The 24,657-nt window shown below is 66.8% G+C and carries 28 protein-coding genes; 11 read left to right on the top strand and 17 right to left on the bottom strand.

The window, feature by feature from the left end; genetic code table 11:
* Window positions 1–23: 23 nt before the first annotated feature.
* The 3 genes from L1080_RS29315 to L1080_RS29305 all read right to left on the bottom strand — a co-directional run bounded on the left by L1080_RS29315 (window position 24) and on the right by L1080_RS29305 (window position 2,611).
* A complete protein-coding gene (locus tag L1080_RS29315; protein WP_250767762.1) occupies window positions 24–692 on the bottom strand; it encodes a SanA/YdcF family protein in 669 nt (222 codons plus the stop codon).
* Window positions 693–755: 63 nt separating this feature from the next.
* The gene (locus L1080_RS29310; protein ID WP_250767759.1) at window positions 756–1,136 is read right to left on the bottom strand and encodes a hypothetical protein; all 381 of its coding nucleotides are present in this window, start codon (window positions 1,134–1,136) and stop codon (window positions 756–758) included.
* A gap of 50 nt (window positions 1,137–1,186) precedes the next feature.
* Entirely contained in the window at window positions 1,187–2,611 is a 1,425-nt protein-coding gene (locus L1080_RS29305) for an FUSC family protein (RefSeq protein ID WP_250767755.1), read from the bottom strand.
* Between the two features lie 75 nt (window positions 2,612–2,686).
* Here L1080_RS29305 and L1080_RS29300 point away from each other — a divergent pair, with 75 nt between their 5' ends.
* On the top strand, window positions 2,687–3,202 hold the full coding sequence (locus tag L1080_RS29300; RefSeq protein WP_374432977.1) for a MarR family winged helix-turn-helix transcriptional regulator: 516 nt from the start codon (window positions 2,687–2,689) through the stop codon (window positions 3,200–3,202).
* 4 nt (window positions 3,203–3,206) lie between these two features.
* On the opposite strand, the gene L1080_RS29295 is transcribed toward L1080_RS29300, so the two are convergent.
* Together L1080_RS29295 and L1080_RS29290 are read right to left on the bottom strand one after the other, a co-directional pair.
* Complete coding sequence (locus L1080_RS29295; RefSeq protein WP_250767752.1) at window positions 3,207–3,680, bottom strand: hypothetical protein; 474 nt, start codon at window positions 3,678–3,680, stop codon at window positions 3,207–3,209.
* 42 nt (window positions 3,681–3,722) lie between these two features.
* The gene (locus L1080_RS29290; RefSeq protein WP_250767748.1) at window positions 3,723–4,562 is read right to left on the bottom strand and encodes a DUF72 domain-containing protein; all 840 of its coding nucleotides are present in this window, start codon (window positions 4,560–4,562) and stop codon (window positions 3,723–3,725) included.
* Window positions 4,563–4,644: 82 nt separating this feature from the next.
* Here L1080_RS29290 and L1080_RS29285 point away from each other — a divergent pair, with 82 nt between their 5' ends.
* From L1080_RS29285 to L1080_RS29275, 3 genes are all read left to right on the top strand, one after another.
* The gene (locus tag L1080_RS29285; RefSeq protein WP_109333912.1) at window positions 4,645–4,965 is read left to right on the top strand and encodes a GYD domain-containing protein; all 321 of its coding nucleotides are present in this window, start codon (window positions 4,645–4,647) and stop codon (window positions 4,963–4,965) included.
* 58 nt (window positions 4,966–5,023) lie between these two features.
* Window positions 5,024–5,878, top strand: coding sequence for an LLM class F420-dependent oxidoreductase (locus L1080_RS29280; protein WP_250767744.1), 855 nt, complete (start codon window positions 5,024–5,026; stop codon window positions 5,876–5,878).
* Between the two features lie 117 nt (window positions 5,879–5,995).
* Window positions 5,996–7,402 carry an ABC1 kinase family protein gene (locus L1080_RS29275; protein ID WP_159923387.1) on the top strand — a complete coding sequence of 469 codons (1,407 nt, stop codon included), beginning with the start codon at window positions 5,996–5,998 and terminating at the stop codon, window positions 7,400–7,402.
* A gap of 3 nt (window positions 7,403–7,405) precedes the next feature.
* On the opposite strand, the gene L1080_RS29270 is transcribed toward L1080_RS29275, so the two are convergent.
* The 8 genes from L1080_RS29270 to L1080_RS29235 form a co-directional block, all read right to left on the bottom strand.
* On the bottom strand, window positions 7,406–7,621 hold the full coding sequence (locus L1080_RS29270; RefSeq protein WP_250767741.1) for a hypothetical protein: 216 nt from the start codon (window positions 7,619–7,621) through the stop codon (window positions 7,406–7,408).
* Entirely contained in the window at window positions 7,606–8,964 is a 1,359-nt protein-coding gene (locus L1080_RS29265) for a TerD family protein (protein WP_250767738.1), read from the bottom strand. Before L1080_RS29265 ends, L1080_RS29270 begins: the two co-directional genes overlap by 16 nt.
* 9 nt (window positions 8,965–8,973) lie before the next feature.
* Entirely contained in the window at window positions 8,974–10,200 is a 1,227-nt protein-coding gene (locus L1080_RS29260) for a TerD family protein (protein ID WP_250767735.1), read from the bottom strand.
* A 63-nt stretch (window positions 10,201–10,263) separates the two neighbouring features.
* Window positions 10,264–11,172: an HAD family hydrolase gene (locus tag L1080_RS29255; protein WP_250767732.1), complete on the bottom strand. Its 909-nt coding sequence runs from the start codon at window positions 11,170–11,172 to the stop codon at window positions 10,264–10,266.
* Window positions 11,169–12,293, bottom strand: a complete 1,125-nt coding sequence (locus L1080_RS29250) for a cysteine protease StiP family protein (RefSeq protein ID WP_250767729.1) — start codon at window positions 12,291–12,293, stop codon at window positions 11,169–11,171. The genes L1080_RS29255 and L1080_RS29250 overlap by 4 nt, the downstream gene beginning before the upstream one ends.
* A complete protein-coding gene (locus L1080_RS29245) occupies window positions 12,290–13,573 on the bottom strand; it encodes a phosphoribosyltransferase family protein (RefSeq protein WP_250767726.1) in 1,284 nt (427 codons plus the stop codon). The genes L1080_RS29250 and L1080_RS29245 overlap by 4 nt, the downstream gene beginning before the upstream one ends.
* Complete coding sequence (locus L1080_RS29240) at window positions 13,570–14,790, bottom strand: HpcH/HpaI aldolase/citrate lyase family protein (RefSeq protein WP_374432969.1); 1,221 nt, start codon at window positions 14,788–14,790, stop codon at window positions 13,570–13,572. The genes L1080_RS29245 and L1080_RS29240 overlap by 4 nt, the downstream gene beginning before the upstream one ends.
* A 12-nt stretch (window positions 14,791–14,802) precedes the next feature.
* Window positions 14,803–15,921 (bottom strand): hypothetical protein, encoded by a 1,119-nt coding sequence (locus tag L1080_RS29235; protein WP_250767887.1) that lies wholly within the window; start codon window positions 15,919–15,921, stop codon window positions 14,803–14,805.
* 255 nt (window positions 15,922–16,176) lie between these two features.
* On the opposite strand from L1080_RS29235, the gene L1080_RS29230 reads away from it, so the two are divergent.
* From L1080_RS29230 to L1080_RS29210, 5 genes are all read left to right on the top strand, one after another.
* Window positions 16,177–16,752 carry a TerD family protein gene (locus L1080_RS29230; protein ID WP_159923375.1) on the top strand — a complete coding sequence of 192 codons (576 nt, stop codon included), beginning with the start codon at window positions 16,177–16,179 and terminating at the stop codon, window positions 16,750–16,752.
* A 117-nt stretch (window positions 16,753–16,869) separates the two neighbouring features.
* The gene (locus L1080_RS29225) at window positions 16,870–18,012 is read left to right on the top strand and encodes a DUF475 domain-containing protein (protein WP_159923373.1); all 1,143 of its coding nucleotides are present in this window, start codon (window positions 16,870–16,872) and stop codon (window positions 18,010–18,012) included.
* Between the two features lie 80 nt (window positions 18,013–18,092).
* Window positions 18,093–18,716, top strand: coding sequence for an AIM24 family protein (locus tag L1080_RS29220; protein WP_159923371.1), 624 nt, complete (start codon window positions 18,093–18,095; stop codon window positions 18,714–18,716).
* 5 nt (window positions 18,717–18,721) lie between these two features.
* The gene (locus L1080_RS29215) at window positions 18,722–19,420 is read left to right on the top strand and encodes an AIM24 family protein (RefSeq protein ID WP_159923369.1); all 699 of its coding nucleotides are present in this window, start codon (window positions 18,722–18,724) and stop codon (window positions 19,418–19,420) included.
* Entirely contained in the window at window positions 19,417–20,172 is a 756-nt protein-coding gene (locus L1080_RS29210; protein ID WP_159923367.1) for an AIM24 family protein, read from the top strand. The genes L1080_RS29215 and L1080_RS29210 overlap by 4 nt, the downstream gene beginning before the upstream one ends.
* Window positions 20,173–20,230: 58 nt before the next feature.
* On the opposite strand, the gene L1080_RS29205 is transcribed toward L1080_RS29210, so the two are convergent.
* From L1080_RS29205 to L1080_RS29195, 3 genes are read right to left on the bottom strand one after another with little or no spacing between them, the layout of a single operon-like run.
* Window positions 20,231–20,701, bottom strand: coding sequence for a hypothetical protein (locus L1080_RS29205; RefSeq protein WP_250767720.1), 471 nt, complete (start codon window positions 20,699–20,701; stop codon window positions 20,231–20,233).
* A gap of 59 nt (window positions 20,702–20,760) precedes the next feature.
* A complete protein-coding gene (locus L1080_RS29200; RefSeq protein WP_250767716.1) occupies window positions 20,761–21,210 on the bottom strand; it encodes a PPOX class F420-dependent oxidoreductase in 450 nt (149 codons plus the stop codon).
* A gap of 60 nt (window positions 21,211–21,270) precedes the next feature.
* The gene (locus tag L1080_RS29195) at window positions 21,271–22,134 is read right to left on the bottom strand and encodes a spermidine synthase (RefSeq protein WP_213576136.1); all 864 of its coding nucleotides are present in this window, start codon (window positions 22,132–22,134) and stop codon (window positions 21,271–21,273) included.
* Between the two features lie 120 nt (window positions 22,135–22,254).
* On the opposite strand from L1080_RS29195, the gene L1080_RS29190 reads away from it, so the two are divergent.
* Window positions 22,255–22,584 carry a hypothetical protein gene (locus L1080_RS29190; protein WP_159923359.1) on the top strand — a complete coding sequence of 110 codons (330 nt, stop codon included), beginning with the start codon at window positions 22,255–22,257 and terminating at the stop codon, window positions 22,582–22,584.
* Between the two features lie 15 nt (window positions 22,585–22,599).
* On the opposite strand, the gene L1080_RS29185 is transcribed toward L1080_RS29190, so the two are convergent.
* The gene (locus tag L1080_RS29185; RefSeq protein ID WP_250767713.1) at window positions 22,600–23,682 is read right to left on the bottom strand and encodes a PQQ-dependent sugar dehydrogenase; all 1,083 of its coding nucleotides are present in this window, start codon (window positions 23,680–23,682) and stop codon (window positions 22,600–22,602) included.
* Window positions 23,683–23,809: 127 nt separating this feature from the next.
* Between L1080_RS29185 and L1080_RS29180 the strand changes: the two genes are divergently transcribed.
* Window positions 23,810–24,631 carry an arylamine N-acetyltransferase family protein gene (locus tag L1080_RS29180; protein ID WP_250767709.1) on the top strand — a complete coding sequence of 274 codons (822 nt, stop codon included), beginning with the start codon at window positions 23,810–23,812 and terminating at the stop codon, window positions 24,629–24,631.
* Window positions 24,632–24,657: the final 26 nt, after the last annotated feature.

Raw genomic sequence — 24,657 nt, 5'->3', positions numbered from 1 at the left:
CGGCATGTGACTCACGCCGGAAGTCAGTCCTGGCGTGCGAGTGCCTTCGCGAGTGCATCGTCCCGAGCGGACACCACCGCGGGGTCCCGGCCGGACAACAGGTCGAGCACGGCTTTGGGCCTGGACAGTGGTTCTCGGATGGTGTTCCTGGCCCTCGCGAACACACTGCAGTCGCAGCCCGCGTTGACGCCGTCGGCGTCGATGCCCGCGTCGCGGCACAGCGCGACGGCCCGCGGCACGTGGAATTCCTGGGTGACAATCAGAGCCTTCGTCACACCATACGTACGTATGGCCCGCGCACAGGTGTCGTAGGTATCGAGCCCATAGGGGTCACCGACGATCACATCTCGGTCGATGCCCTTCTCCACCAGGTACTCCGTCATCGCCGCGACCTCGTCGCCGGACCTCCCGCCCGCGTCACCCGACACGAGGACCGCACGCGCTCGGCCGTCCCTCACGAGCTGGATGGCGACGTCGAGCCGGCCGGACAGGTACGCCATCGGCTTGCCGTCACGCACCTGCGCACCGAGGACGATTACCACGGGAGCTGCCGGAGCATCCTCGAGGTCATAGATGTGCCCGGTGGCCTGACGCGACACCCAGACCGTCGACGCGGCCACGACGATTCCGGCGAGGATCCCCGCCACCGCTCCCACCCCGAGCATGCGGCGGACCCACCGTCGTTTCCCCATGCGGGTATCCAACCACAGGCCGACTCGCCGACCCGCGGATGTTTCTACTGCCCCGACTCGCCCTCAGGGAACCGAGACGGCGTGTGTGTGAGACTGGACCGCCTGCCGAAGTTCCGTCCGAGAAAGTGTGCGGGAACCGCACGCGCACCGAGCCGGAATCTGATCGTCCTCGAATCTGGAGGCGTCGAGCATGTCGATGTAGTCGGTGCCGGGTCGATCGCCATGATGTCCGGTGCCCGCCCGATCACGTGATCCGTGACCCCCGGGACCACCCCCGGCGACGACCACAGGGCCCTCGTCCGTCCGGTACACGGTGGCAACGCGGTGACTGGCCGGGCAGGTCACCCGGACGATGGCGTGATCACTGCGTTGCGTACCGAGCGACTCCACTGCTGTCCGCGCAAGCCTTCGACGATCCGTCGGTAGAAGTTGTTCTGTGTCCATACAGACATTCCACACCCGATCGGCGCGTACTTGAAGGGTATTTCGCAGTTCTACGCACTCGGCCGGGACACGTGGTGGTCGTCCGTGCGACTGATGGCCACGGCCGACACGATCACGCCGATCACCACCCCGACCAGGGTGTCGATCACCCGACTGACCGCGATACCGGGGGTGACTGCCGACCCCAGACCGGTGAGCAGCAAAGCCATCGGGGTGATCACGACGGACGCGAAGCCGTAATTTCTGATGACGACGAGTTCGGTCGCCGTCTGCAGTACGACGATCACGACCACCGTCTGCCAGTACCCCAGAGCCGCGGCGATCAACGCTGCCGCAAGGACTGCGCCGGCCAGATTTCCGGTCAATCGCTGGATTCCGCGCTGCACCGTCTGACTGAAAGTCATGCCCTGCATGGCCGCCATCGCACCCATCGATGCCCACAACGGATGCTCCAACCCCACAGTGAGGCAGAAGCATCCGGCGAGGAGCGCTGCCACTGCAATGCGGGCAGCACTGACCGCCGCGTCCCGTGACCGCAGCCGGCGCATGCCGTCCGGAAGGAAACGGCCGGGCGTCGGCAGTTCGCGATCGGGGCCCTCGATCCCGGGAAGAACACTGCGGCGCTTCACCTTGCGAAGTTCGCCCTCGTATTCGGCGAGGGTGTGCAGGGTGGCGCAGTCTCGATCCGACGTCCACCGATCGACCACCGTTTCCGCGTCGGCGAGCAGTGCGGAGAGTTCACGAACGTGCGCGTCCTGGCGCCTGCCGGTGTGTGCCAGCACCTCCCACGCACGATCGACGGCCCGGCGGGCAGAGGTCAAAGTATCGCCCTCGCACTTCCGACCCAGTTCCGACACCGCCGCGAGGGCCCTCGCCACCGCGAGCCGCGCAGGTCCGAGCGGAAGGAAGAAATAGGGCGTCATGACGGCGAGCCACCCGACGACCACTCCGCCTGCGACAGCGGCCACAGCCGGTCCCACGTCGGAGAGATTCCTGGCATACCCGACTGCAGCCGTAGCGGCGAAGATCAGGATGACGGGACCGGGGCCGGCGATCCGGAAGGCGGTCAGCAGCCAGGCAGCGGCACCCGCGGCCACCGACATCAGGGCGATCTGCCACCACACCGCCCAGCCGGCCGCACCGAGCAGTGCGCCGGCAGCGACGTAGACAACCAAGGCGATCCCCACGAAACCGGCCTTGCGGGCGAGCTGCGGATACGGCTCGTACCGCCCGAACGCCGCCGTCAGCGCACCGAGCGCACCAAGTCCCGCCAGGTTTCCGTGCCCGAGCAGTCCGCCCAGCACCAGCACCAGTGCCGTAGCCGCACCCACGCGTATCGCCGGCGCGATGGTGGCGTCGACCGGGTGGACCTCGAGCGCTCGACGCCAGGTGGTGGGTGCCACCGAATGCTTCAGCGCAGTGCGGCAGTGCTCGAGTCGACTGCTGTCGGGCACGTATCGAGGGAGAACCTGCATTGCTCGAGAATAGCGTATATTTCACTAGTAAAATAGTTGTGAACTAGTGTGAGGTCGGTCGCTACCATGGCTGTCATGAGCAGCACTTCCCGTCCGGACGAGGACTTCACCGACCGCGTCCGACGCGAATGGGCCGAAACCTATCCCGAGGTCGATACCTCACCGATCGAGGTGATCGGGCGGATCACCCGCATCGGGTCGCGCGCGTTGCAGCAGTTGGACCATTCGCTCGACGAACACGGAGTCTCCCGCCCCGAGTTCGACGTGCTGTGCGTGCTGGCCCGGAGCGGGCGGCCGTTGCGGGCCAGTGAAGTAACAGCTGTGACCATGCTCAGCGGCGCATCCACCACCAAACACGTCGACCGCCTCGGCAGGCTCGGCCTCGTCGAACGCCTGCCATTCGAACGCGACGGGCGGGTGGTCCTGATTCACCTGACCGACGCCGGGCGCGCGCTCGTCGACGCCGAGTTGCCGCGACGAATCGAGCGCGACAGGCGGCTACTCGACGGTCTGGACGAGGACGAACGCTCAGTTCTGGCCGGGCTGCTCCGCCGCATCGCCACCAACGTCGAGTCCGGAGTCCACCCCTAGCTGATCAGGGCATTTCGACGGTTTCGGCGCGGGCGATCTCGTCGAGCGCCCGCCGCAGGTAGTCGGTAGGGGGCACTGCGGCCGTGGCTGACAGGTCGGCGATCACCAGAACCGCCGCCTCGAACACGCGTTCCGGTGATCGCGGGTTCTCCTCCACCTCGGTCACCCCGAGTGCGCCCGTGAGCACGCTGACGAAGGCGTCGACCGGGACGGCGGGGAACCAGAGGGCGGCCGCGCGAGCGCAGCGGCCGAGCACGTCTTGCACATCGTCGCCGGTCAGGCCGTCGGGGTGGAGTGTCTCGAGCAGTTCCCGGACGACGGCTGCCAGCACGACCCGAACCTGTTCCGGCGGTGCCCCGGCCAGCTTCGCCGCTGCTTCGGTCAGCGCTGCCGCGTCCGACGAGCGAGCAGCGGCGAGTGCGGTGTCGACCGCTTCGGCAATGTCGCGGGCGACCGTCGGCCAGTGTGTAGGCCACATCGGGTGATCCTCTTTCTCCGGGAGAAGTGCGCCATCACCCTCTCACGGCGGCCCGACACCTCCACTCCCCCGCACGCGCTCGATCAGCCGGAGCGCATCGAACGGTGCATACCCCTTCATGTCGTTGTCGAAGTACACGAACACATCGAGCCCCTGCTCCATCCACCGCTCGATCTTGCGTGCCCACCCGTCCAGCGCCTCGTCGTCGTAACCGCTTGCGTAAAGCTCCTTGTCGCCATGCAACCGGACGTAGACGAAGGTGCTGGTGGTCGCCTCCACCAACGGATACCGGCCCGCGGTGTCGGCCACCACGAAGGCGATGTCGTGGGCACGGAGCAGTTCGGTCGCCTCCGCCGTGTCGAAGCTGTGGTGGCGAACCTCGAGCGCGTGGCGTAGCGGGCGGTCGGCATCGGTCTCGAGCAGAACTCGATCGCCGGACAGCTTCTCGTCGTGGTGAGCCGCGAGCGCCGCCGCCTCCGCGCTAGTACGCGGAAGCTGGTCGAAGAAGGCGGCCAGGCTCGACTCGTCGAAGGCGAGTGTCGGGGGGAGCTGCCACAGGAACGGCCCGAGCTTGGGTCCGAGCGCGAGCACACCCGAGGCAAAGAAGTTGGCCATTGCGCTCTCCGCATTCACCAGCCGCTTCATGTGGGTGATGTAGCGGCCACCCTTGACCGCGAACACGAAGTTCTCCGGGGTCTCGCTCCGCCACTTCGCGTAGCTGGTGGGTCGTTGCAACGAATAGAACGACCCGTTGATCTCGATGGACGTCAAACGCCCCGCCGCATAGGACAATTCCTTCCGGTGAGCCAGTCCCTCCGGATAGAAATCGCCACGCCAGCCCGGATACGTCCAACCGGAGATACCTATTCGGGCCTGCGCCATATCACGACACTAACGGCGTTGCCTCTTGCGCGCGATCGCTCCCGGGGAGAAGCATGGGACGGACCACAACCGAGGAGGCCCCATGCCGAAATACCTCTGGCAGGTCACGTACTCATCCGAAGGCGCGCAAGGCCTCCTCACCGAGGGTGGCACCGCCCGACGCGAGGCGATCACACGGATGGTCGAAAGCATCGGCGGGACAGTAGAATCCTGCTACTTCGCGCTCGGCGGACGAGATCTGTTCGTCATCGGCGACGTACCCGACGAAGTCGCGGCCGCCGCTCTCGGCATCCGTACCGCCGCATCCGGTGCCGCACGGTCGGAGTCGGTCATGCTGTTGACACCCGAACAGATCGACGACGCCGTACGGCGTGAGGCCGACTATCGCGCACCGGGAAGCTGACGGTCCGCCGAGTACGAGTCGCCGGAATGAATGACGAACAGGGGAGGTTGCACGCCACATGACAGAGACCACAGCGAATACCCCGCAGCTCGGACAGTTCGGCGTATGGCGACACGCGGGCGGCCTACAGCCCGAGGTGGGCGCTGCCATCGAGAAGGCAGGCTACGGCGCCATCTGGATCGGCGGGTCTCCGCCGGCCGACCTCGAGGTGGCGGAGCGCCTGCTCGACGCCACCTCCACGATCACCGTGGCCACCGGCATCACCAACATCTGGACTGCACCCGCCGAAGAGGTCGCGGAATCGTTCCACCGCCTCGAAAAGCGTCATGCCGGGCGTTTCCTCCTGGGGATCGGCGTGGGCCACCCCGAACAGCCGGGACTGAACTACAGCAAGCCGTACTCCTCTCTGGTGAGCTACCTGGACGTCCTCGACGAAGCCGGAGTGCCGGCCGATCGCCGAGTGTTGGCCGCCCTCGGCCCGAAGGTGCTGGAGCTGTCGGCGGCACGCAGCGCCGGCGCCCACCCGTATCTGACCACTCCTCAACACACCCGCGAGGCCCGCGAACTCCTCGGCACCGGTCCGATACTCGCGCCCGAGCAGAAGGTCGTTCTCGACACCGATACCGCGCGGGCACGCCCCATCGGACGCGCCGCCGTCGACAACCCCTACCTGCACCTGCGCAACTACGTGAGCAACCTCGAACGGCTCGGGTACACCCAGGAGCAGATCGCCGACGGCGGCAGCGACGACCTGATCGACGCCCTGGTGGCTCACGGGGAGACGGAATACATCGCCGGACGCCTGCGCGAACACCTCGATGCCGGTGCCGACCACGTCGCGATTCAGGTGCTGCCGGCCGGGGACGATCCGGTTCCCGCGCTTCGCGAACTCGCGGCCACGCTGGGGATCTGACTTACGCTAACGAAATAGTGTGACAGCACGTCCCGCATACCGGCAGAAGTCCGGCTCATCGGTCGGGGTAGGGTCCCCACTGAACGGCAGCCAGGACTGAACGCAAGGGTAGGAACTGTGCAAGAGCCAACGGCACGTCCAGTCGGCCCCTACGCCTCGGGACCGCCCGAAGCAGCCTTGACCGTCGACGCCGTCACCCTCGACCGGTTTCGCGGCGCGGAACTGTGGCGAGCGGTGGTCATCGGCGTCGTCGTCGTGGCCTACGTGCTGTTCTCCGTCGCCAGCTGGCCCTTCGGTCGCCGCGGCCGCACCCTCGCGGACGCGGCGTCGGAAGGGTTGGTCGACGGTTTCGAGGTGCTCGGACCTACCTTCGTGAAGGTCGGGCAATTGATGGCGTCGTCGTCCGGGGTGTTCCCCGCCCCGCTGGCCAACGCGTGCCTGCGATGTCTCGACGACGTCCCCCCGGTACCCGCTGCCGAAGCACGCAGGGTCATCGAGCAAGACCTGGGACATCCGGTGGACGCACTGTTCGCCGCGTTCGAGGACATCCCCCTCGCCGCCGCCTCCGTTGCGCAGGTCCACGCCTGCGTTCTGCACGACGGCCGGGAAGCGGTCATCAAGGTTCAGCGCCCCGACATCTTCCGCCGCATGGTGGTGGATCTGCGCACCGCGTACTGGGGAGCACGAATTCTCGAGCGGCTCTTCGAGTTCTTCCGCATCGCCAACGCCACCGCCATCATCCGCGACCTGCACGCTGCCACGATGACGGAGCTCAACAGCGCCGTCGAGGCCGATCGCCAGGCCCGATTCCGTACCAACATCGGGGCGTTCGGGGACAACAAAGGGGTCACTACCCCTGAGGTGTACTGGGACTACTGCGGTCCCCACGTGATCTGCATGGAACGCATGTACGGACTGCCCCTCGACCGTTTCCCCGACCTCGCACACATGGACACCCGGATGCTGATCCGCCGGGGCGTGAAGGTCTGGCTCGAATCGGTCATCGTCCACGGGCCCTTCCACGGCGACGTGCACGCAGGCAATTTGTGGGTGCTCGACGACGGCCGTATCGCGATGCTCGACTTCGGCATCGTCGGGGAGCTCCCGGAGTCGTGGCGTCAAATTCTCCGCGACATGTTCTATGCGACGCTGATCGACGGCGACTTCTCCCGGATGGCCCGTGGTATCCGGAGCCTGGGATACGTGACGGACAACCCTGCGACCGACGAGGAGGTCGGCCTGCAGGTAGCGGCCGCCCTCGCGCCCCTCCTCGGGCGTGACCTCGGCGAACTGCGCCTCAGCGAACTGATCATGGCGTTGGTCGGGATCGGCAAGAAGTGGGGTGTCGCGAGCCCCGAGGAGTTGGTGCTGTTCGGCAAGCAGCTGGGCTACTTCGAGCGCTACGCGACGGAACTCGCGCCCGGGTGGGTTCTCGGGCAAGACCTGTTCTTGTTCCGCAACGTGTTTCCCGACGCGGTCGCCGCGAAGTCGCGGGAACTCGGGATCGAGCTACCGGACGAGTAAGGGTTACCGCCCGGTGAGCGACTCGAGCACCGATGCACGCTGGAGCGGATCGGCGGGAAGCCGGTCGGGCGTGAGGATCCACTGGTTGCCCGTCCACGGGTCGGACACGGTGAGAACCCCCGAAGACGGAACCTGTTGAGCGATTCGCTCGAGCACCGCGACACCGGGGTCCGTCTCCGCCGCACTGTCTTCGCCGACGATGATCAGGGACGTTCCCACTGCAGGACCGTGGTCGGCCAGATGGACGACCGCGCAGCATCCTCCGCTCCGTAGCCGTGCGGAAAATCGTTGAGAATTACCAGCCGCGGGGACGGCACTGTATCCGCGATTCCGTTGCGGGCGGCCATTTCTGCAAGGTCGACGCTGTCCGAGAGTGCGGCGAGCCGTGCCGAGATGTCGGCGGCGGTAGTCACCACCGGGGCTGCCAGCAGCGCGGCGAGGGGCTCGGTGAGAGCGCGCAACGAACCGCTGAGGTCCACAACTTCGAGTCTGGGCGTCGCCGCGGCGGATGCCACCAGCATGCGAACCGCCAGTGCGGCGACGACCGGCGCGGCCTCCGCCGAGTCCCCAACGATCCACAGCGGGCGAGCCAGCGGATAGTGCACACAGAACGGCACCCGCAGGTCACCGAGATCGGGTGCGGACAATTCGCCGAGCCGCAGACCGTCGGTCATCGCCCTGCTCGCGTCCCGAGCCGACCACGAGGTCGATTCGAAGGTGGCCAGCGAGCGCGGCAGCAGCGGGTCGATGACGCGGAGTTCCTCGGCCAGCTGCGTTGTCTCACCCGCGAATTTCGACTGCGCCTCGGCGAGGAGCGCGTCGTGACGCTCCTGGGCTCGGGCCTGCAATCCCGCCGCGGCGGGGCTGTTTCTCGTGGACTGGTCGGCCACCGACGCCGACAGCTCATCGTCCAGCCGGGCCTGGGCATAGTCGCGGGATGCCCGGAAGGAGGCGGCAGAGCGAGCTGCATCCTCGAAGATCATCCACGCCCGCTCGAACGAGTGGGCTGGGTCGAGGGGCACGGCGGCAGGCCCGGCAGGCGCAGGGGCAGGGACTGTCGGCTTCGGCTCGTCCACCTCGACCCCGTGCCGGGTGAGCAGCTCCGCCAGGCCGCCGTCGTAGCCCTGCCCGACGGCCCGCACCTTCCACTCGTCGCCGCGGCGATAGAGCTCGAGGCAGATCGCCGCCGTCTCGCTGCCGACGAGCGGCACCTCGAAAGCGACCAGCGGAGCGCCCTGCTCGTCGGAGAGTGTGGCCGACAAACCGCTACGAGGGAGAGGTGTTCCCTCGTCGGCCGTCGGGTCCACACTCACCACACAGAGCACCGACGAAGCGGTGCCGTCCACCTTGCCGAGATCCAGCCGAATCACGTTGCCGTCGTCGAGAGTCACGCCGGCCGCGGATCGAGCGTTGTAGAACACGAAGTGATCCGACGACAGCGCGCGAAGGTTCCCGTCGACCACGAGCACCGACACGTCGATCGGACTCGCATTCACCGCCTGGAAACGCACCGAATGCGAAGGCAGCACCGTGTTCTGGCCGGCCGCGAGGTGAATCGTCACCGCCCTGCCCTAGATGCCGAGGAAGCGGGTGAGTTGCGGAGCCGCTTCACCGGCGTGCTTGGCCTGAATGCCCTCACCGATCGCCTGGAGTTTCCATTCGCCGCCGACGCGGTACACCTTGGCCATCACCATCCCGGTGAACGGCATGCCGCCCTGCAGGGTGAACCGGGCGAGCTCCGCCTGCGAGGTGCTGTCGACCAACCGGCAGAAAGCGTTCTTCACCTGTTCGAAGGTGTGCCCCCGGTAGGAGGTCACGATGAAGACGATGCTGGACACGTGCGGCGGGATGCGGGTGAGATCCACCATGATCACCTCGTCGTCGCCGGCGCCCTCCCCGGTGAGGTTGTCACCCTGGTGCCGGATCGAACCGTCCTTGGAGGCCAACTGTCCGTAGTAGGCAACGTCGACGAGGTTGTTGTCGGCGAACAGCACTGCCGACGCGTCGAGATCGACGTCTGCGGAACGGCTGCCGAACATTCCACGCTTCTCGACCGGGTCCCAGCCGAGGCCCATCTGGATGTACGTGAGCGCGACGCCCCCCTCCTTGCGGAGAGTGACCTTCTGCCCCTTGGTGAGGCTGACCGGCCGCGACTTGGTGAGACTGACCTCGGCCGGGGCGGCCGGCGCAGCCGGGGGCGGAGTCGGAGCTGCCGGGGGCGGAGTCGGAGCTGCAGGTGTCGGTGTGGGCGGTGTCGGTGCGGCCGGAGGCGGTGTGGGTGCAGGTGCGGGCGCGTCGTCGACGGACACGCCGTGGTCGGTGACGAGTGCCGCGAATCCGCCGGCGTATCCCTGGCCCACCGCCCGCACCTTCCAGGCACCCTGACGCCGATACAGTTCGAGGGCGATCACGATCGACTCGGAGTTCAGGCCCTCGATCTTGTACTCGTACAACGGGTTACCTGCACCATCGGCCACACGAGCGGTCGGCGGTGCGAATCGGCCGAAGTTACTGTTCGTGTCGTCGAGGGTGATCACCGCACGCACCTGCTCGATGTCGGCGGGCACCGACCCGAGCGCCACCTTCAGCGAGGCCGCCCGACCGGCAGGTCCCGGAACCAGCTGGACGCCCGGACCGCTCGGCTGGTTGAAGAAGACGAAGTCGGCGTCGGAGCGCACCTTCCCCGATTCGGTCACGAGAAGTGCGGACAGGTCTGCGGCGGCCGTCAGTTCGAGAGAGACGACGACCTCGTTGACGCTCAGTGGGCCGTTCTGACCCTTGGAAAGCGGAGTGGACACTGCGTGATTCCTTCACTGTGGGGAGCGTCGGGTTCGTCCCGTTCGACCGGTTTGCCTACCAACCTACAAAAGAGAGGCGACAGACGTCGTCGCCGCACCGTGGGCGACGCGCGCCGACATCCACCGGAGAATCTCCTCACCAGCGGCGATACCGCTGCTCTCGGTGATCGACAGCGTCGGATGCTGCCAGTTCGCCAATTCGAGTTCTCCGTGGCGTGGGCGGATCGCGGCGTCGGCGGCGCTGAGCATGTTGGCGTCGAGCGCACCGTCACCGGCTGCGAGAACGGGTGCATCCGGCGGAAGCACCCCGTCGTCGATCAGCCGCGAACGAACCTCGGCGACCGCCAGGCTCTTACAGACCGCGTTCGGCATCGTGTAGATCTTGCGACCCTGCTGCGACGCCCCCCATCCCCGCGCCACACACCATTCGTCCCACTCCTCGACGAATCCCGACGGCACCGCTTCGGGATCCACCACCAGGTAGGAAAACAACTCGTCGGCGACGCGGAAAGTGCGGACCCAGCTGTCGTCGATCCGGCGACCCAGTTCGGCCCCGACCTCCTCGAGTGAGGCGCCACCGGCCGCGAGCGCGGTCTCGACACCGGTGCGCCACTGCTCGTCGGGTACCCCGTCGACCAGGATGTTCCCGCCGTTCGTGGTGATGGCATACCGCCACGGCGCGCCGGGCAACTCGATCCGCTGGAACTGCACGATGGTTCTCGTCGTCGTAGGGACCACCACCGCCGAAGCGGTGAGCTTCCTCAGCATGGCCTCGGCGGCGGAGGTGACGTACGACAACGGTTTTCCGTCGTACACCTCGACGCACAACACGTCCTCGGCGTCCGGCGTGGACGTCACGTCGGACTCGGCCGTACCGAGCTCCATCGCGGTACGCGAATAAATCATGGTCCGGTCGAGGTCGGTGGCGATCAGCGCCGTCCTGCCCGAACTTTTCGTGTCCTGCCTGCTCATGTCACATCCTTGATGAGGCCCATGCACGAATACGCCAGATCCGGCACTTCCTCCACCGGAACCGAACGCGCCGCGGCGAGCAGTCGAATGTGCGCGTGCTCAGGCGCGTCGAGGTCGCGAACGAGTACACGCCACGGCACCCGTCGCAGCAGCACCCGGGTGGTCTCGCCGACTCCCGGTTTGACGAAGTTGACGGTGGAAATTCCGTACTGCTCGCGGATTGCCTCAACGGACTTCCAGCCGTCCCAGGTCGGTGCCCTGTCCCCGCGGAGCAGCTTCTCCACGTCACCGGGAACGTGTTCGCGCACATCGGCGAAAGCGGCGGAGACAGCGTCGAGGAGATGATTGGACACGTCCTCACCCGCGAGGTGGGCGTAGAACTTGGCGCCGTGGAAATCGCCCGGCCCGATCAGGGTGTCGTTGAGGACCGTGCGCGACACCAGTCCGGAGACCGTCGAGTTGAGGCAGGCGGAGGCGATGAGGAAATCGTCGCGGGTGCCGAACGTGCGTACGCAGTGCCCGGGGTCGGCGAGGACGGCGAGGTCGTCGTCGAAAACGGCACCCCCGGCGTCGCGGTACTCGGTGAGCGCCTGCGACAGCTCGCGCGCGATGGCGCCCTTACCCGTCCAGCCGTCCACGAACACCACGTTGCGGGAATCATGATGCGCCGCAATATAGTCGAGGGCAGTCGCATCGATACCGCGGTCCCGGACGATCGAGACGGCGTAGTGGGGCAGCGTCACTCCGGCAACCTCGCGCGCCCACCGCCGCATCAACACGCCCACCGGGGTCCCGGCGCGTGCCAGCGATACGAGGGTGATGTCCCGGCCTCGTTCGGCCAGGACCAGTTCGGTCACGGTCCCCACCGCCCGGGCAAGTCGGATCGCACTGTCCTGCAGGACCTTCTCGAACAGCTCGCGGTATTCGGCGTCCGGCTGATACTCGATCGGCAGGGTTTCGGCGTAGTGGGCGTCACCCGCCTGGATGCGCCGTTCCCGCTCGGCCACGTCCGCCTCGAGGTTCACGTGGGAGAGGTCTTTGAGTAGCCACGCCACCTCTTCGGCGGCGTACGACCCGAAATCAGGTCCGGTCAACGGGCCGGGTCCGGTCGGGCCCGTCACGACGACGCACCCTCTCGTGCGGCCCGTAGCCGGGCGGGGTCGGCTCCAGACACGACGGCGAGCACCACGTCGGTGCCCGATGCGGTGAGCACGTCGAGCAGGCCGCCTTCGGAAGTCAGCCGGTCGGTATCGGCCGGCGCGTCGACCATCACGACCACCACGGCATCTTCGTCCGGCCACTGGGCGTTGTACAGGAATCTGGGCTGTTCCTCACCGGATTCGGGTGCAATGAAGCGGAATCCACGGCGCAGCGGATAACCGGCCTCGTTCAGCACGTACGCCGGCGACCGCGTCGTCGTCTGGTATCGCACCCGATGGCCGGATGTCGAGAGCGCTTCCGCAACCCTCAGCGGCAGATACATCAACTCCTCGTGCCCGACGACGATCACGGGGCGCCGAGAATCGAGACGATCACCCAGTGCGGCAGCCACGGATCCGACAGCGTGATCGAAGGCGGCAACGTCTTCGCGCAGGAATCCGTGACGCCCTCCGTCGGGAACCGTTGTGGGCCAGTCCAGGTCGATGCGCTCGACCGTTCCCGCCCGTTCGGCGACTCCGTTGAGCACCGGGTCGGGAAGAGCGGTGACGGACTCCACCAGCCCGTCCGGGAGCTCGGTGCGGCCCTGCGCCAAGCTGACACTGTCGATCCGGACATCCAGCTCCGCCGCGGCGACGTCCATGGCGTCGCGATGCTCCGAGGTACGCATGTCGACGAGCGACGCCACCACGTACCGGCTGCGCGGGTTGTGCCGGTGCAGTGCACGAATCGCGTCGACGGCGGTGGCCCCCGTGGAAATCTCGTCGTCGACGAGGACGAGTGGCAGGTCGTTGGCGAACAATTCGGCGCTGGTCGGTTGCAGCTGGTGGCTGGTGGCGTGGGAGTGCCCTTCCTCGAACCCGGCGAACGTCCCCACCTGCGGGACGTCACGACGAGTCGAGTGCAGGTAGCACCGGGCGTGCAGCCGGGCGGCGACACAGTGCCCGAGGCCGGTCGCGGTCTCGGCGAACCCGAGCACCACCGGGTCGGCGTCCGAACCGAGCACCTCGGCAACCAGGTCACCGAGGGTGTTGCCCGCGGAGATCACGACCCCGGGTTCGGTGGGCAGGTGCTTGCCGAGGACCGTCGAGACGAGCAGGTGCGCACGGCGCGGGTTGCGGCGCAGCCCCGGCTCGATCAGCTCGGGAACGGTGAGCCCGACCGCCGAATCGACGTGGGTGAGCGTCAGCCCGAGATGCTCGGTGGCCCAGGGTAGCTCGCGTAGCGAGGTCGATGACGTCATCGGACGGCCAGAGCAGTCAACAGATCCACGAATGTGATCCCCTCGTTTGTCACGCCGAACACTTTGGCTCGGACGAGCGTCTTCTCGGCCCAATTGCGATGAGGGCGCATCTCGTTCATCTTGTTGCGGTACCCCGAGGCGCGCACCCCGCCGACGCCGTCGGCGCCGAGAATGTCGAGAGCGTCGTGGTACTCCTCGTGAGTGACCGCGGAGAGGGCATGTACGGCGGCCACGTGGGTGGGATGGATCACCGTTTTGCCCTGGATACCGTTGGCCCGGTCGAGGGCGATTTCACGGAGCAGACCGTCGAGATCACGGCTCACCAATTGCTGACGGAACCGCACCTCGTCGTGTTCCTCGAACGGAGTGGCGCGCAGCGTGGGCCGGAACATCCGCTCGTGATCGGCGAAGTACTCCCACACCGGTCCGGTGATGACGTGCCCGGTGTGATCGCTGCGCCCGAGGTAGTTGACGATGGCGGCGATCGCGTCGGCCACCACCCGGACGTCGTAGATCGTCAGGTCGCGGTCACGTCTGATCCCGAAGGTGCCGCACATGTCGGTGGCCCCGACCCGCACCGCGAGGATCTGATCGCGGCGCTCGGCCAGCAACTCGCCGATACGCGCGAGTTCGTGGTCACGGGTCTCACGGTGTACCAGTTCCGGCGATTCGAGCACGGGCATCGCGTACAGGTGCTTGCCGAGACGATCGGACGCCGCGGCCAGCTCGTCGAGGAATTCGCGGCCGGTGACGCTCCCGAACTTCGGTATCACGAAGCCGGTGAGGACCTCCGCGCCCGTGGTCAGCAGCTCGGCGATGCGCCGAAGATCCGCGGCCGTCCGCACCCGCACGAACAGCTGCAGCCGGGCACCACCCGAAGCGGCCAGCCGGTCGAGCGCGTCGACGGCATTGAGCAGCGCGAACTCCACTTGATCGTCGGCAACGGCGTCCTCGAGGTCGAGGACCATCGAGCACACGCCCTCCGCGGACCGGCGAAGCACGATGTCCGCCAGGTCGGACCGCGTGGCCGGCACGTACAACGTTGCACCGAGGGCGACGGCCAGCACCACCCTGTCCTCGTCCGGTTCCAGCGACTGCGGAGCGTGCAGGAACAACCGTTCGTGGGTCTGTGAGTCGAGGTGGTGGAAGTGCCGTACCCGCGGCATCGTGGTACCCGGTGTCACGGCGCCTGCCGCGGTCTGTTCGCTAATACTCATCGTCCCCCCATGTCATCGCTGCGCTGTATGTCCTCTCATCTTCTGAACCACCTCGGCAATGAACGCCGACACCGCATCGAGCTGGGTGATGTACGCCCAGTAGTCGGGGTGCCTGCCCGTCAGTGTCCCTGCGATCCGGTCGATCCGCTCGAGCTGGGCGTCGAGGACCGACCCCCATTCCCGCACGAGCCCGCGATTGACAGCCAACATCTGGGCATCGCGCAGGCGAAATCTGATCTCGTTCTCTTTCGCACGCGGATTCTCGCGGACATGCCGCAGTAGTCGCAACCGGTCGGTGACACCGTCCACCTTCGCCTCGGCATCCGCCAGATGAGTCCGCGCCGCGCTCGTCAACTCGAGCGCGCCTTCCGGGTTGCCCGCGGTCAGGGCCTCACGCGCCTTCTGCAGATCGGCCTCGGCCTGTTCGATCTGCAGGCGACTGTCCTGCTCGTTGCGGACGAGATCCGCCGAACTTCTCGCGTTGAACTCTCGCAGTAGTGCGGAGTAGGCGGGCGCGAGCCGCTCGGCGCGGGTCTGCACGGCGGCGATCCGGGTGGTCACGGACGACACCGCGTGTGAGGCGTCCCGCTCCTTGGACGGCGCCGCCGCCAGCGCACTGTCGAGGGCCGCCGCAGCTTCCCGTACCCGGCCCGCGGCTTCGCGCACCGGGTTGGCCCCCCGGGCTGCCTGCAAGGCCGCGACGGCGTCGTCGAGCGCCGCAGCGGATGCCCGCACCGACGGATAGTCGCCGTACGCCTGGTGTCGCCGCAGCCCGTCGCGAGCGGCCTCGGCGGTCTGCAGGGCCTGCTGCGCCACCTGTGGAACGGCGGCCAGCATCGCCGTCGATTCTTCGAGATGACTGCGATGCGCGCGGTAGAACTCGTCCAGCGCCTGTGTCGCGGCCACTAATTGCGCTGTGACCTGCTCGAATGCGGCGGTTGCCGTCGGCGACTGGACGCCGTCGAATTGATCTTCCGCCGCGAGATACGCGGACGCCGCCTGATAGCACCCGTCCCGAACCGGCTCCCACAGCCGCTGGACTCCGCGTTCCGGGGTGAGCTGTTTCGAGGCGTCGACCGCCGCGGCGGCGATGCTCTGGCGGTTGTCCATGTCGAGAAACGCTGCGACCATGGTGTCGTGGGCGCGACGGGTCGACTCGTCGCTCCGGGCTCTTCCTCGGAAGCGTCCCGACCATCCGCTCGTCACACCTGAAATCGTACTGGTCGGCGCAGTCGGCCCGAGCTGACCGGAATCGCCTGTGGACAAACCTGTGGACAGGTATCGGATGGGACAAGTCGGACAAATTCATTATCGTGGTGGTGCACGACGATCTCGAGACTTCGACAGCCGTCGAGGTCGAACACCTCCTCTCGAAAGGACCCCTGAATGGGCGTCAGCTTGACCAAGGGCGGCAACGTTTCACTCACGAAGGAGGCGCCGAACCTGACCGCAGTGGCTGTCGGACTCGGATGGGACGCTCGTTCGACCACCGGTACCGACTTCGACCTCGACGCCAGCGCCATCGGTGCGGGTGCCGACAAGAAGGTTGTCTCCGACCAGCACTTCATCTTCTTCAACAACCTGCGCTCGCCGGACGGTTCCATCGAGCACGTCGGTGACAACACCACCGGCGCCGGCGAAGGCGACGACGAGGTGATCAACGTCAACCTGGCGGCGGTCCCCGCGAACATCGAGAGCATCATCTTCCCCGTCTCGATCTACGACGCCGAGACCCGCTCGCAGTCGTTCGGTCAGGTTCGCAACGCGTACATCCGCGTCGTCGACCAGGCAAACGGCAACGAGCTCGCCCGTTACGACCTGTCCGAGGATGCGTCCACCGAGACGGCGATGGTCTTCGGGGAGCTGTACCGGAACGGCGCAGAGTGGAAGTTCCGCGCTATCGGCCAGGGCTACGCGTCCGGGCTCGCCGGTATCGCCCGCGACTACGGCGTCAACGTCTGACGGTAGTTTCGCTACATCAGCCGGGTAGGGTTTCGCGTCGCTGACGTGGAACCCTCCTCGGCGTTCGTACTCCAGCAGTAGCCACCCGGCATTGCCCAACAAGAAAGGCCACGCTCAGTGGTTCTGCGAATATTCGGTCTGTCCTTCGCTGTCACGGTGGTGTCCATCATCATCGCGGCGCTCTACGGAGGCCCCCAAGCCGTCCTCCTCGTCGTCATCCTCTCGATCCTCGAGATCTCCCTGTCGTTCGACAACGCCGTCATCAACGCCACCGTGCTGCGGCGGATGAGCGAGTTCTGGCAGAAAATCTTCCTCACCGTCGGCATCGTCATCGCCGTGTTCGGCATGCGCCTGGTCTTCCCGCTGGTCATCGTGTGGCTCGCATCGGGCCTCGGCCCGGTCGCCGCCCTCGACCTCGCACTCAACCCGCCCGCCGACGACGCCGCATACTTCCCCGACGGCAGCCCCAGCTACGAAACCCTGCTCACCGACGCCCACCCGCAGATCGCGGCGTTCGGCGGCATGTTCCTGCTGATGCTCTTCCTCGGATTCATCCTCGAAGAGCGCGAGATCACCTGGCTGTCCTGGCTGGAGAAGCCGCTCGCCCGCGCAGGCAAGCTCGACCAGCTCGCAGTCATCGTCGCCGGTGGCCTGCTTCTGCTGACCGCCTCGTACATCGCACCCGAAGACACCGTCTCCACCGTGATGGTCGCCGGCGTCCTCGGCATGATCACCTACATCGCCGTCAACGGCCTCGGCGAACTGTTCAACACCCCCGAAGAGGATGAGAACGGCGAGGTCGTCGAGGGCTCCAGTGGCGGCCCGACCGAACTGGCCAAGGCCACCGGCAAGGCCGGCTTCTTCCTGTTCCTCTACCTCGAGGTCCTGGACGCGTCGTTCTCCTTCGACGGCGTGATCGGTGCCTTCGCGATCACGTCCGACCCGATCATCATCGCCCTCGGCCTCGGCTTCGTCGGTGCGATGTTCGTCCGCTCGATCACCGTGTTCCTCGTTCGCAAGGGCACCCTGTCCGACTACGTGTACCTCGAACACGGGGCGCACTGGGCCATCGGCGCCCTGGCCGTGATCCTGCTCGTCTCGATCGGCTACCACGTCAACGAGAACGTCACCGGACTCGTCGGCGTCGCCCTCATCGGAGCCGCGTTCATCTCCAGCATCTTGCGCAACCGCAAAGCGGCAGCAGCCGGCGGGAGCTCGGACAATGACGTGGACGAGCCGAAACCGCTCTCCATCAGCTAGGTTCTGCCTGTACTCACATCCTGCGGCAGTGTTCGTGACCCGGTCACGAGCACTGCCGCTCGGCACTGGAAAGGGCACCTATGGCGCGGCTGCTCGAGAAGTCGAAGAAGGTGGTCGAAGCCCAACTGGCCGGAACCACCATCCGGGCAATACAGGGATCGATGATTGCCTACGAAGGCAATGTCAGCTTCAAATCGGCCGGTTTCGGTGGCGGCGACGGTGTACTGGCGGGGATGAAGAGGCGCGCCACCGGCGAGTCGCTGTCCTTGATGGAATGCTCCGGCAACGGTGTCGTCTACCTGGCGGTGGGCGGCCAGCACGTCACCGTCATCGACCTCGCGGGTGAAACGCTGCAGGTAGAGTCGCAGCAACTCCTCGCACTCAGCGGCAACCTGAACACCAACGTCACCTTCACCGGTCTCCGCGGCGGTGTCGGCGGCCAGGGCCTGTTCACCACGACGGTGTCGGGGCAGGGGCAGGTGGCCCTCCTCTCGGCCGGTGGCCCGCTCATCCACCTCGAGGTGTCGCCGCAGTATCCACTCGTGGTCGACCCCGACGCCTTCGTCTCGGCCCGCGGGCAGTTGACCCAGTCCTTCGTCACCGATGTGTCGTGGCGGACCGCCGTCGGCCAGGGCAACGGTGAAGCCTTCTCCCTCAAGTGGGACGGCCACGGCGTCGTGTCCATCCAGCCGGCGGAACGGTGATCAGCATGGTGTTCACACAGGTCAATTCGAAGGTCGTCAAGGTCGATGTCGGGGCAGCGGGCGGAGTCGTCGCGCGCACCGGATCGATGCTGTTCTACACCGGTCAGGTCCAGTTCTCACCGCACCAGGTTCCCGGTTCGCAGTCCATGGCCGGGATGGGCGGGTTCACCCGCATGGCCGGACGCATGATGCAGGGCGAACACGAGCGCACGATGCTCGCGCAGGGACAGGGCGAGGTGCACTACGGTCACGCCGGTCTCGAGGTGCACGTGGTCGACATGTCGCAGGGTGGAACTCTGTGCGTCGAGGCGTCCCGACTGCTGGCCCACAACGCCGGACTGCAGAGCTCGGTGGTCTCGGTGATGAGTCAGGGCGGTGGCGGTGGTCGCGGAATGCTCGGTGCCCTCCGCGGCGCCGCTGCGGGTGCGTTGTCCGGGACAGGCATGTTCACCACGCAGCTGTCCGGGTACGGATCGGCGGTGCTGTTGGCGCACGGCGGTTTCCTGGAGATCCCTGTGGGCGGTCCCAACCCCATCCTCGTCGACCCCGACGCGTTCGTCGGTACGTACGGAAACGTTCAGGTAGAACTGAAGTCCGCGGTCGGCTGGCGGGATGCCGTGGGCCGCGGCGCCGGAGAAGCGATGCAATTGCAGTGCACCGGACAAGGAATCGTCTACGTTCAGGCTTCGGAGGAGAAACTGTGAGCACCGTGCTGAATCCGACGACCCTGGGCGCCAGCGACAACATTCCGGACAACAGTTACGCCTACTGCATCGACCTCACTGCACCCTGGTTCATCCGCAAGGGTGCGATGATCGCCTACTACGGGCAGATGCAGTTCCAGGCACTGACCCACGGATTGCACGGCGCCGCACTGCACATGGTGGCCAACCAGTTCTCGGCGCCGCTCTACATGGGTGAGTATGCGGTAGCCGAAGGCTTCGGGAAGCTGATCATCGGTGACCGCGGCTACGACATCAACTCGTATGACCTCGACGACGGCAACCTCACCATCCGGGCGTCCAATCTCCTTGCCTTCGAACCGGGTTTGTCGCTGAACCAGTCGATTGTCCCGGGGTTCCTGACCCTCATCGGAACCGGCAAGTTCCTTGCCTCCTCCAACGGCCCGGTGATGTTCGCCGAGCCGCCACTGCGGATCGACCCCGAAGCACTCGTCGGGTGGGCGGACTGCCCGTCGCCGAGCCACCACTACGACCAGGGGTGGATCAGCAACTTCCTCGCCGCCGGCGCCCACATGATGGGCATCAACTCGGGGGAGGAACGCCAGTTCGACTTCACGGGCGCCGGAACGGTGTTGATTCAGTCCAGCGAGAAGGTCCTGAGCGACACGCATGTCGTGCGCAGCATCGAGGGCCAGATCCACGGCATCACCCCGAGCGGTCTGCAGCGGCTCAACGGTGTGATCGCCGCCAAGCTGGCCGAGCAGCCTCGCTGACGTCGGGGCGAATGTACCTTTCGACGCGGTAGCAAAGCCGAAAGGTACATTCGCCTGCTCACCGGGCGGGGTTGGGGCCGAGCCGGATGACGTCGGTCCGGGCATGCAGCCCGATTTCCGGCCACCCCACGGTCAGGGTGATCACCCCCGACTCCGGGTAGGCGCCGACCCAGTAGCGGGGCTCGGTGTGATACTCGGACGCCTCGCTCGTGGCCACCCTCGACGTGGACTGCAGGTGGCTCGGGTCGGCCTCACCGACCACGTCGTCCACCCGCACGTGCACCGCGAGATACGACCAGCGGGCGGACGGGTCGTCGGGATCGTCGAGGGGGCGGGTTTCGTGACGCGCCCTGTCAGCCGTGCGTCCGGTCGCGGTGAGCTCGATGCGCAGCTCGAGACCCGCCGGGTGGGCGACCACCTCTGCCAGCCGGAGCGTCAGATCACGGGTAGTCGCGAGTTCGACGGGGCCGTATACGACGACCCCTCCCGTGGCGGGCGGCGCGGCCGCCGGCCACCGCCTCCTGCGCATGCACCCCATGGTCCCACCGGGGGCAGCGGCCTGCCACAGCTACGTTCCGGGCCGAATGCTCACGGCAGCTGGGCCATGCCGTACAGGAGTGTCGCGCGCACCCGGAGTACCTGCCGTCGCTCGGACACCATCGCACGACGAAAGTCTTCCCAGTCGTCGTGTTCCCGACCTGCTGCATTGCGGAATACCTCGACGAGTTCGTCGGTGGCCGCGTCGTGGGGGTCGCCGGCGACGGCACTCAGCTCGGCGTCACCTTCGACGACCGCGTAACTCCAGAAGTCGGGCGCGCTCACGTGCAGCGACACCCGGGGGTCCCGCGCGGCGTTGCGTGTCTTCGCCCGGTCCGCGGTCACCGAGATCCGGGCGGTGTTCGTGTCGGGGTCCCAGGTGTAGAGAACGTTGGATAACTGCGGTCGGCCATCCCTTTTGATCGTCGTGAGGACGGCGTGCGAGTGTGTCGCGACGAGGTCGAGCAGGGGACGCTGCGCGTCGTTCACTTCCAGGCTCATACCGACACCCAACCACGGTGCGGTCGGTGATGTTCCCGTTGCGCCATCTGCAGCGCAGTCTCACCCGGACTCGCCCGGTGATCCTTCCGCATCGAGCAGGACACGCGCCGAACCGGCGAACGACCGGACCTGCGCGTCGTCCCAGAGGTGTGCGGGCACACCGCCACCCAGTAGTCGCCGAACCAGTGCGGGGTCGTCGCCGAGGGGCACATCACTTCCGGCGATCACGATGTTGCCGTAGCGACGGCCCTTCAGCATGGCCGGGTCCGCGATCACGGCGGTGTGCGGGAACACGCTGCCGATGGTGGCCGCTTCCCGCCGCGCCTTCACGAGGTCGCGGGTGTCACCGCAGTTGACGACGTAGATCCCGCCCGGTGCCAGGACCCTGCGAACATGGCCGGTGAATTCGACGGTGGTGAGTGACGGAGGCGTCGTGTTGCCGGCGAACACGTCACGAATGATCAGATCACGGCTCGACTCGGTGAGGGTTTCGGTGACAGCCCTGGCTTCACCGACGCGTAGTCGGAGCAGCGGTGCCCGCGGCAGATCAAACCATCGACGCACCAGTTCGGCCAGCTTGCCGTCCAGTTCGACCACTACCTGCCGGGCGTCCGGGTACACGGCCGACAGATAACGGGCAAGTGAGCAGGCGCCGCCGCCGAGATGCAGTGCCCGCACCCGGTCCGCGCGCTGCCAGCGGGACCCGATCAGGTCGGCCATCCACCGCATGTACTCGAAATCGAGGTGTTCGGGATCCGTGAGGTCGATGTGTGAACTTTCGACGCCGTTCACTTTGAGGACCCAGCCGTGGGGATTGACGTTGTCCTCGGCGAGTTCGCAGGTTCCCGTGTCGATCGGATAAACCCCGGCAACGGGCCCACCTTCGGCTGCGTGCGCAGTTCGGCCGCCGCGCTGCCTGCCCATATACCGACTTCCCTACCGTTCGCATCGACTGCTCGCGTCTGCTGCGACAATCGTCATCCCACGATACCGGCACGACTACGCGGTGACCTACCGTAGTGGCGCGCACGAGAGAGGGAGGCGATGGAACCTCAGGAAGTCGACTTCGCCCACACCGAAGGCGCGGCGCGCAAACGTCGCGAGAAGGCCGTGGGGCTCGCCAGATACGTCTGGGATCGCGCTATCAGCGGGAAGGAACTGCTCGACCTCACCGACGGCACACTGCGGAAACTGGCCCGGGCAGCCGGATCCAACCCACCGAGCACCATGGAAACCTGGCTCACCGTGGCCGAACTGCTCGACCAGAAGTCGGCGTGGGCCGAGCGCCACCCGGATCATCCGTCGGCATCGCCCGCACACGCGGACGAGAAGATCATGTGGGTGAAGCCGCCCGTCGCGCCCTGGACCGACTGATCCCCGGGTCACACTTCAGGCCGACGGCCGCACCGCGAGGATGCGGTCGTCGCTCTCTGCCGGCGACCCCCGACCGTCGCGGTTGCTCGTGCTGAACCACAGCGCCCCGTCCGGTGTGGCGACGACGGTGCGCAGCCGCCCGTACTCCTCTGCGAACAGCGACTGCGGTTCACCGAGCGAGCCGTCCCCGCCGACGGGTATCCGCCACAACCGTTCGCCCCGCAATGCCGCCACCCACAGCGACCCGTCGAGGTAGGCGACGCCGGACGGTGACGCCTCGTCCGTAGGCCACTGCACCACCGGGTCCACGAATTCGGCCTCGTCCGCCTGCCCTTCGACGTCGGGCCATCCGTAGTTGGCGCCAGGCCGGATCAGGTTCACTTCGTCCCACGTGTTCGCGCCGAACTCGGTGGCCCACAACCTGCCTGCGTCGTCCCAGGTGATGCCCTGCACGTTCCGGTGTCCCAGCGACCAGACCGGTGATCCGGACAGCGGGTTGTCGGGCGGAATCGTTCCGTCCGGATTGATCCGCAGGATCTTGCCGCCGAGCGAGGAGGGATCCTGGGCGAGCGGCCGATCGCCGGCTTCGCCGGTGGTGACGTAGAGCTTGCCGTCGGGTCCGAAGGCGATTCGGCCCCCGTCGTGGATCGACCCGGCCGGAATTCCTGTGAGGATCGGGACGGGCTCGCCGAGGCTGCGGCCGTCGTATCGCACGGCGACCACGCGGTTGTCCTCGTCGGTGGTGAGGTAGGCGAAAATTGTCTGGTCCGACGTGTAGGTGGGCGACACGGCGAGCCCGAGCAGTCCCGACTCCCCCCGCGCTGCCACTTCCGGCACTTCCCCGACCTCGGTCACGTCGCCGTTCGGTTGCAGGCGACGGATGGTGCCGCTGTCCCGCTCGGCGATCACCGCGGCGCCGTCAGGCAGCAGCGCGATTCCCCAGGGCACCTCCAACTCGGTCGCGATCACGGTGGGAGCGGCTACGGGTGGTTGCGCCGCCGATGTCGCCGCCGACTCCCCCGTGCTCGAATCGGTCTGGCAACCGGTGGCGGCAAAGCCCACCAGCAACGCGGCAACCGCAACACATCCCCGTTTCATGAGAGTCCTTCCGCCGCGCGCCGGTCTCCACCCATACAAGTGCGAAAGTACGCTCGCGCGCACGATGCCGCTCACCGGACGCGAACGGCGCCTGATCACCCACTCGGGCGTGCTTACACTGAGCATCATGGGAACTGCAGGCGATCTCGACCTCGAGCGGTACTTCGAACGGATCGGATACCACGGGGACCGATCCGCGACGACGGCAACACTGAATGCCATTGCCGCCCACCATGCCCGGTCGATTCCGTTCGAGAACCTCGATCCGTTCCTCGGCACACCGAATCGGCTGGACCTCGAGTCGCTGCAACGCAAACTGGTGGAATCGCGCCGAGGAGGTTACTGCTTCGAGCAGAACCTCTTGTTGCGCGCCATCCTCCTCGAACTGGGCTTCGAAGTCACCGCCTTGGCGGCTCGAGTGCTGTGGGGCTCGACGTCGACCGACGTGATCAACCCGCGCTCGCACATGCTGCTACTGGTCGATGTCGAAGGTGACCGGCGCATCATCGACGTCGGGTTCGGCGGCATGACCCTCGACACCACGTTGCGCCTCGAAACGAACACGGTGCAGGACACTCCGCTCGAGCCGTTCCGGCTGCTCGACCTGCGCGGCGACTACCTCTTGGAGGCCCTCGTCGGGGACGAGTGGCGTCCCATCTACCGCTTCGACCTCACCCCGCAGCACCCCGTCGACTACGAGGCGCCGAACTGGTACCTGTCCACCTGGCCCGGTTCCCATTTCGTCACCGGACTCCTCGCTGCCCGAGTCGCGGAAGGGCGACGGTACGCACTCAACGGAACCCGGTTCACCGTCCACCCGCTCGGTGGTGAGTCCGTCCGACTCGAACTGACGAGCGCCGACGAGCTCCGGAAATGCCTCGAATCGGAGTTCCTCATCGACACCAGCGGACTTCGCGGACTGGACGAGGCGTTCCACCGGTTGCCCTGACAGCGTGCTCGCCGGGCAACCGGCTC

The sequence above is a fragment of the Rhodococcus sp. MSC1_016 genome, from assembly GCF_023667485.2.
GTDB lineage: Bacteria > Actinomycetota > Actinomycetes > Mycobacteriales > Mycobacteriaceae > Rhodococcus_F > Rhodococcus_F oxybenzonivorans.
Note: the sequence above shows the minus strand (reverse complement) of the source record. Positions and strands in the feature narration are given on the sequence as shown.

What these genes read in the sequence shown, in the direction of transcription:
- L1080_RS29315 (WP_250767762.1), bottom strand. Translation starts at nt 692, where the DNA reads ATGGGGAAACGACGGTGGGTCCGCCGCATGCTCGGGGTGGGAGCGGTG.
- L1080_RS29310 (WP_250767759.1), bottom strand. Translation starts at nt 1,136, where the DNA reads ATGGACACAGAACAACTTCTACCGACGGATCGTCGAAGGCTTGCGCGG.
- L1080_RS29305 (WP_250767755.1), bottom strand. Translation starts at nt 2,611, where the DNA reads ATGCAGGTTCTCCCTCGATACGTGCCCGACAGCAGTCGACTCGAGCAC.
- L1080_RS29300 (WP_374432977.1), top strand. Translation starts at nt 2,687, where the DNA reads ATGAGCAGCACTTCCCGTCCGGACGAGGACTTCACCGACCGCGTCCGA.
- L1080_RS29295 (WP_250767752.1), bottom strand. Translation starts at nt 3,680, where the DNA reads ATGTGGCCTACACACTGGCCGACGGTCGCCCGCGACATTGCCGAAGCG.
- L1080_RS29290 (WP_250767748.1), bottom strand. Translation starts at nt 4,562, where the DNA reads ATGGCGCAGGCCCGAATAGGTATCTCCGGTTGGACGTATCCGGGCTGG.
- L1080_RS29285 (WP_109333912.1), top strand. Translation starts at nt 4,645, where the DNA reads ATGCCGAAATACCTCTGGCAGGTCACGTACTCATCCGAAGGCGCGCAA.
- L1080_RS29280 (WP_250767744.1), top strand. Translation starts at nt 5,024, where the DNA reads ATGACAGAGACCACAGCGAATACCCCGCAGCTCGGACAGTTCGGCGTA.
- L1080_RS29255 (WP_250767732.1), bottom strand. Translation starts at nt 11,172, where the DNA reads ATGAGCAGGCAGGACACGAAAAGTTCGGGCAGGACGGCGCTGATCGCC.
- L1080_RS29245 (WP_250767726.1), bottom strand. Translation starts at nt 13,573, where the DNA reads ATGACGTCATCGACCTCGCTACGCGAGCTACCCTGGGCCACCGAGCAT.
- L1080_RS29240 (WP_374432969.1), bottom strand. Translation starts at nt 14,790, where the DNA reads ATGAGTATTAGCGAACAGACCGCGGCAGGCGCCGTGACACCGGGTACC.
- L1080_RS29235 (WP_250767887.1), bottom strand. Translation starts at nt 15,921, where the DNA reads ATGGTCGCAGCGTTTCTCGACATGGACAACCGCCAGAGCATCGCCGCC.
- L1080_RS29230 (WP_159923375.1), top strand. Translation starts at nt 16,177, where the DNA reads ATGGGCGTCAGCTTGACCAAGGGCGGCAACGTTTCACTCACGAAGGAG.
- L1080_RS29220 (WP_159923371.1), top strand. Translation starts at nt 18,093, where the DNA reads ATGGCGCGGCTGCTCGAGAAGTCGAAGAAGGTGGTCGAAGCCCAACTG.
- L1080_RS29215 (WP_159923369.1), top strand. Translation starts at nt 18,722, where the DNA reads ATGGTGTTCACACAGGTCAATTCGAAGGTCGTCAAGGTCGATGTCGGG.
- L1080_RS29205 (WP_250767720.1), bottom strand. Translation starts at nt 20,701, where the DNA reads ATGCGCAGGAGGCGGTGGCCGGCGGCCGCGCCGCCCGCCACGGGAGGG.
- L1080_RS29200 (WP_250767716.1), bottom strand. Translation starts at nt 21,210, where the DNA reads ATGAGCCTGGAAGTGAACGACGCGCAGCGTCCCCTGCTCGACCTCGTC.
- L1080_RS29195 (WP_213576136.1), bottom strand. Translation starts at nt 22,134, where the DNA reads ATGGGCAGGCAGCGCGGCGGCCGAACTGCGCACGCAGCCGAAGGTGGG.
- L1080_RS29190 (WP_159923359.1), top strand. Translation starts at nt 22,255, where the DNA reads ATGGAACCTCAGGAAGTCGACTTCGCCCACACCGAAGGCGCGGCGCGC.
- L1080_RS29185 (WP_250767713.1), bottom strand. Translation starts at nt 23,682, where the DNA reads ATGAAACGGGGATGTGTTGCGGTTGCCGCGTTGCTGGTGGGCTTTGCC.
- L1080_RS29180 (WP_250767709.1), top strand. Translation starts at nt 23,810, where the DNA reads ATGGGAACTGCAGGCGATCTCGACCTCGAGCGGTACTTCGAACGGATC.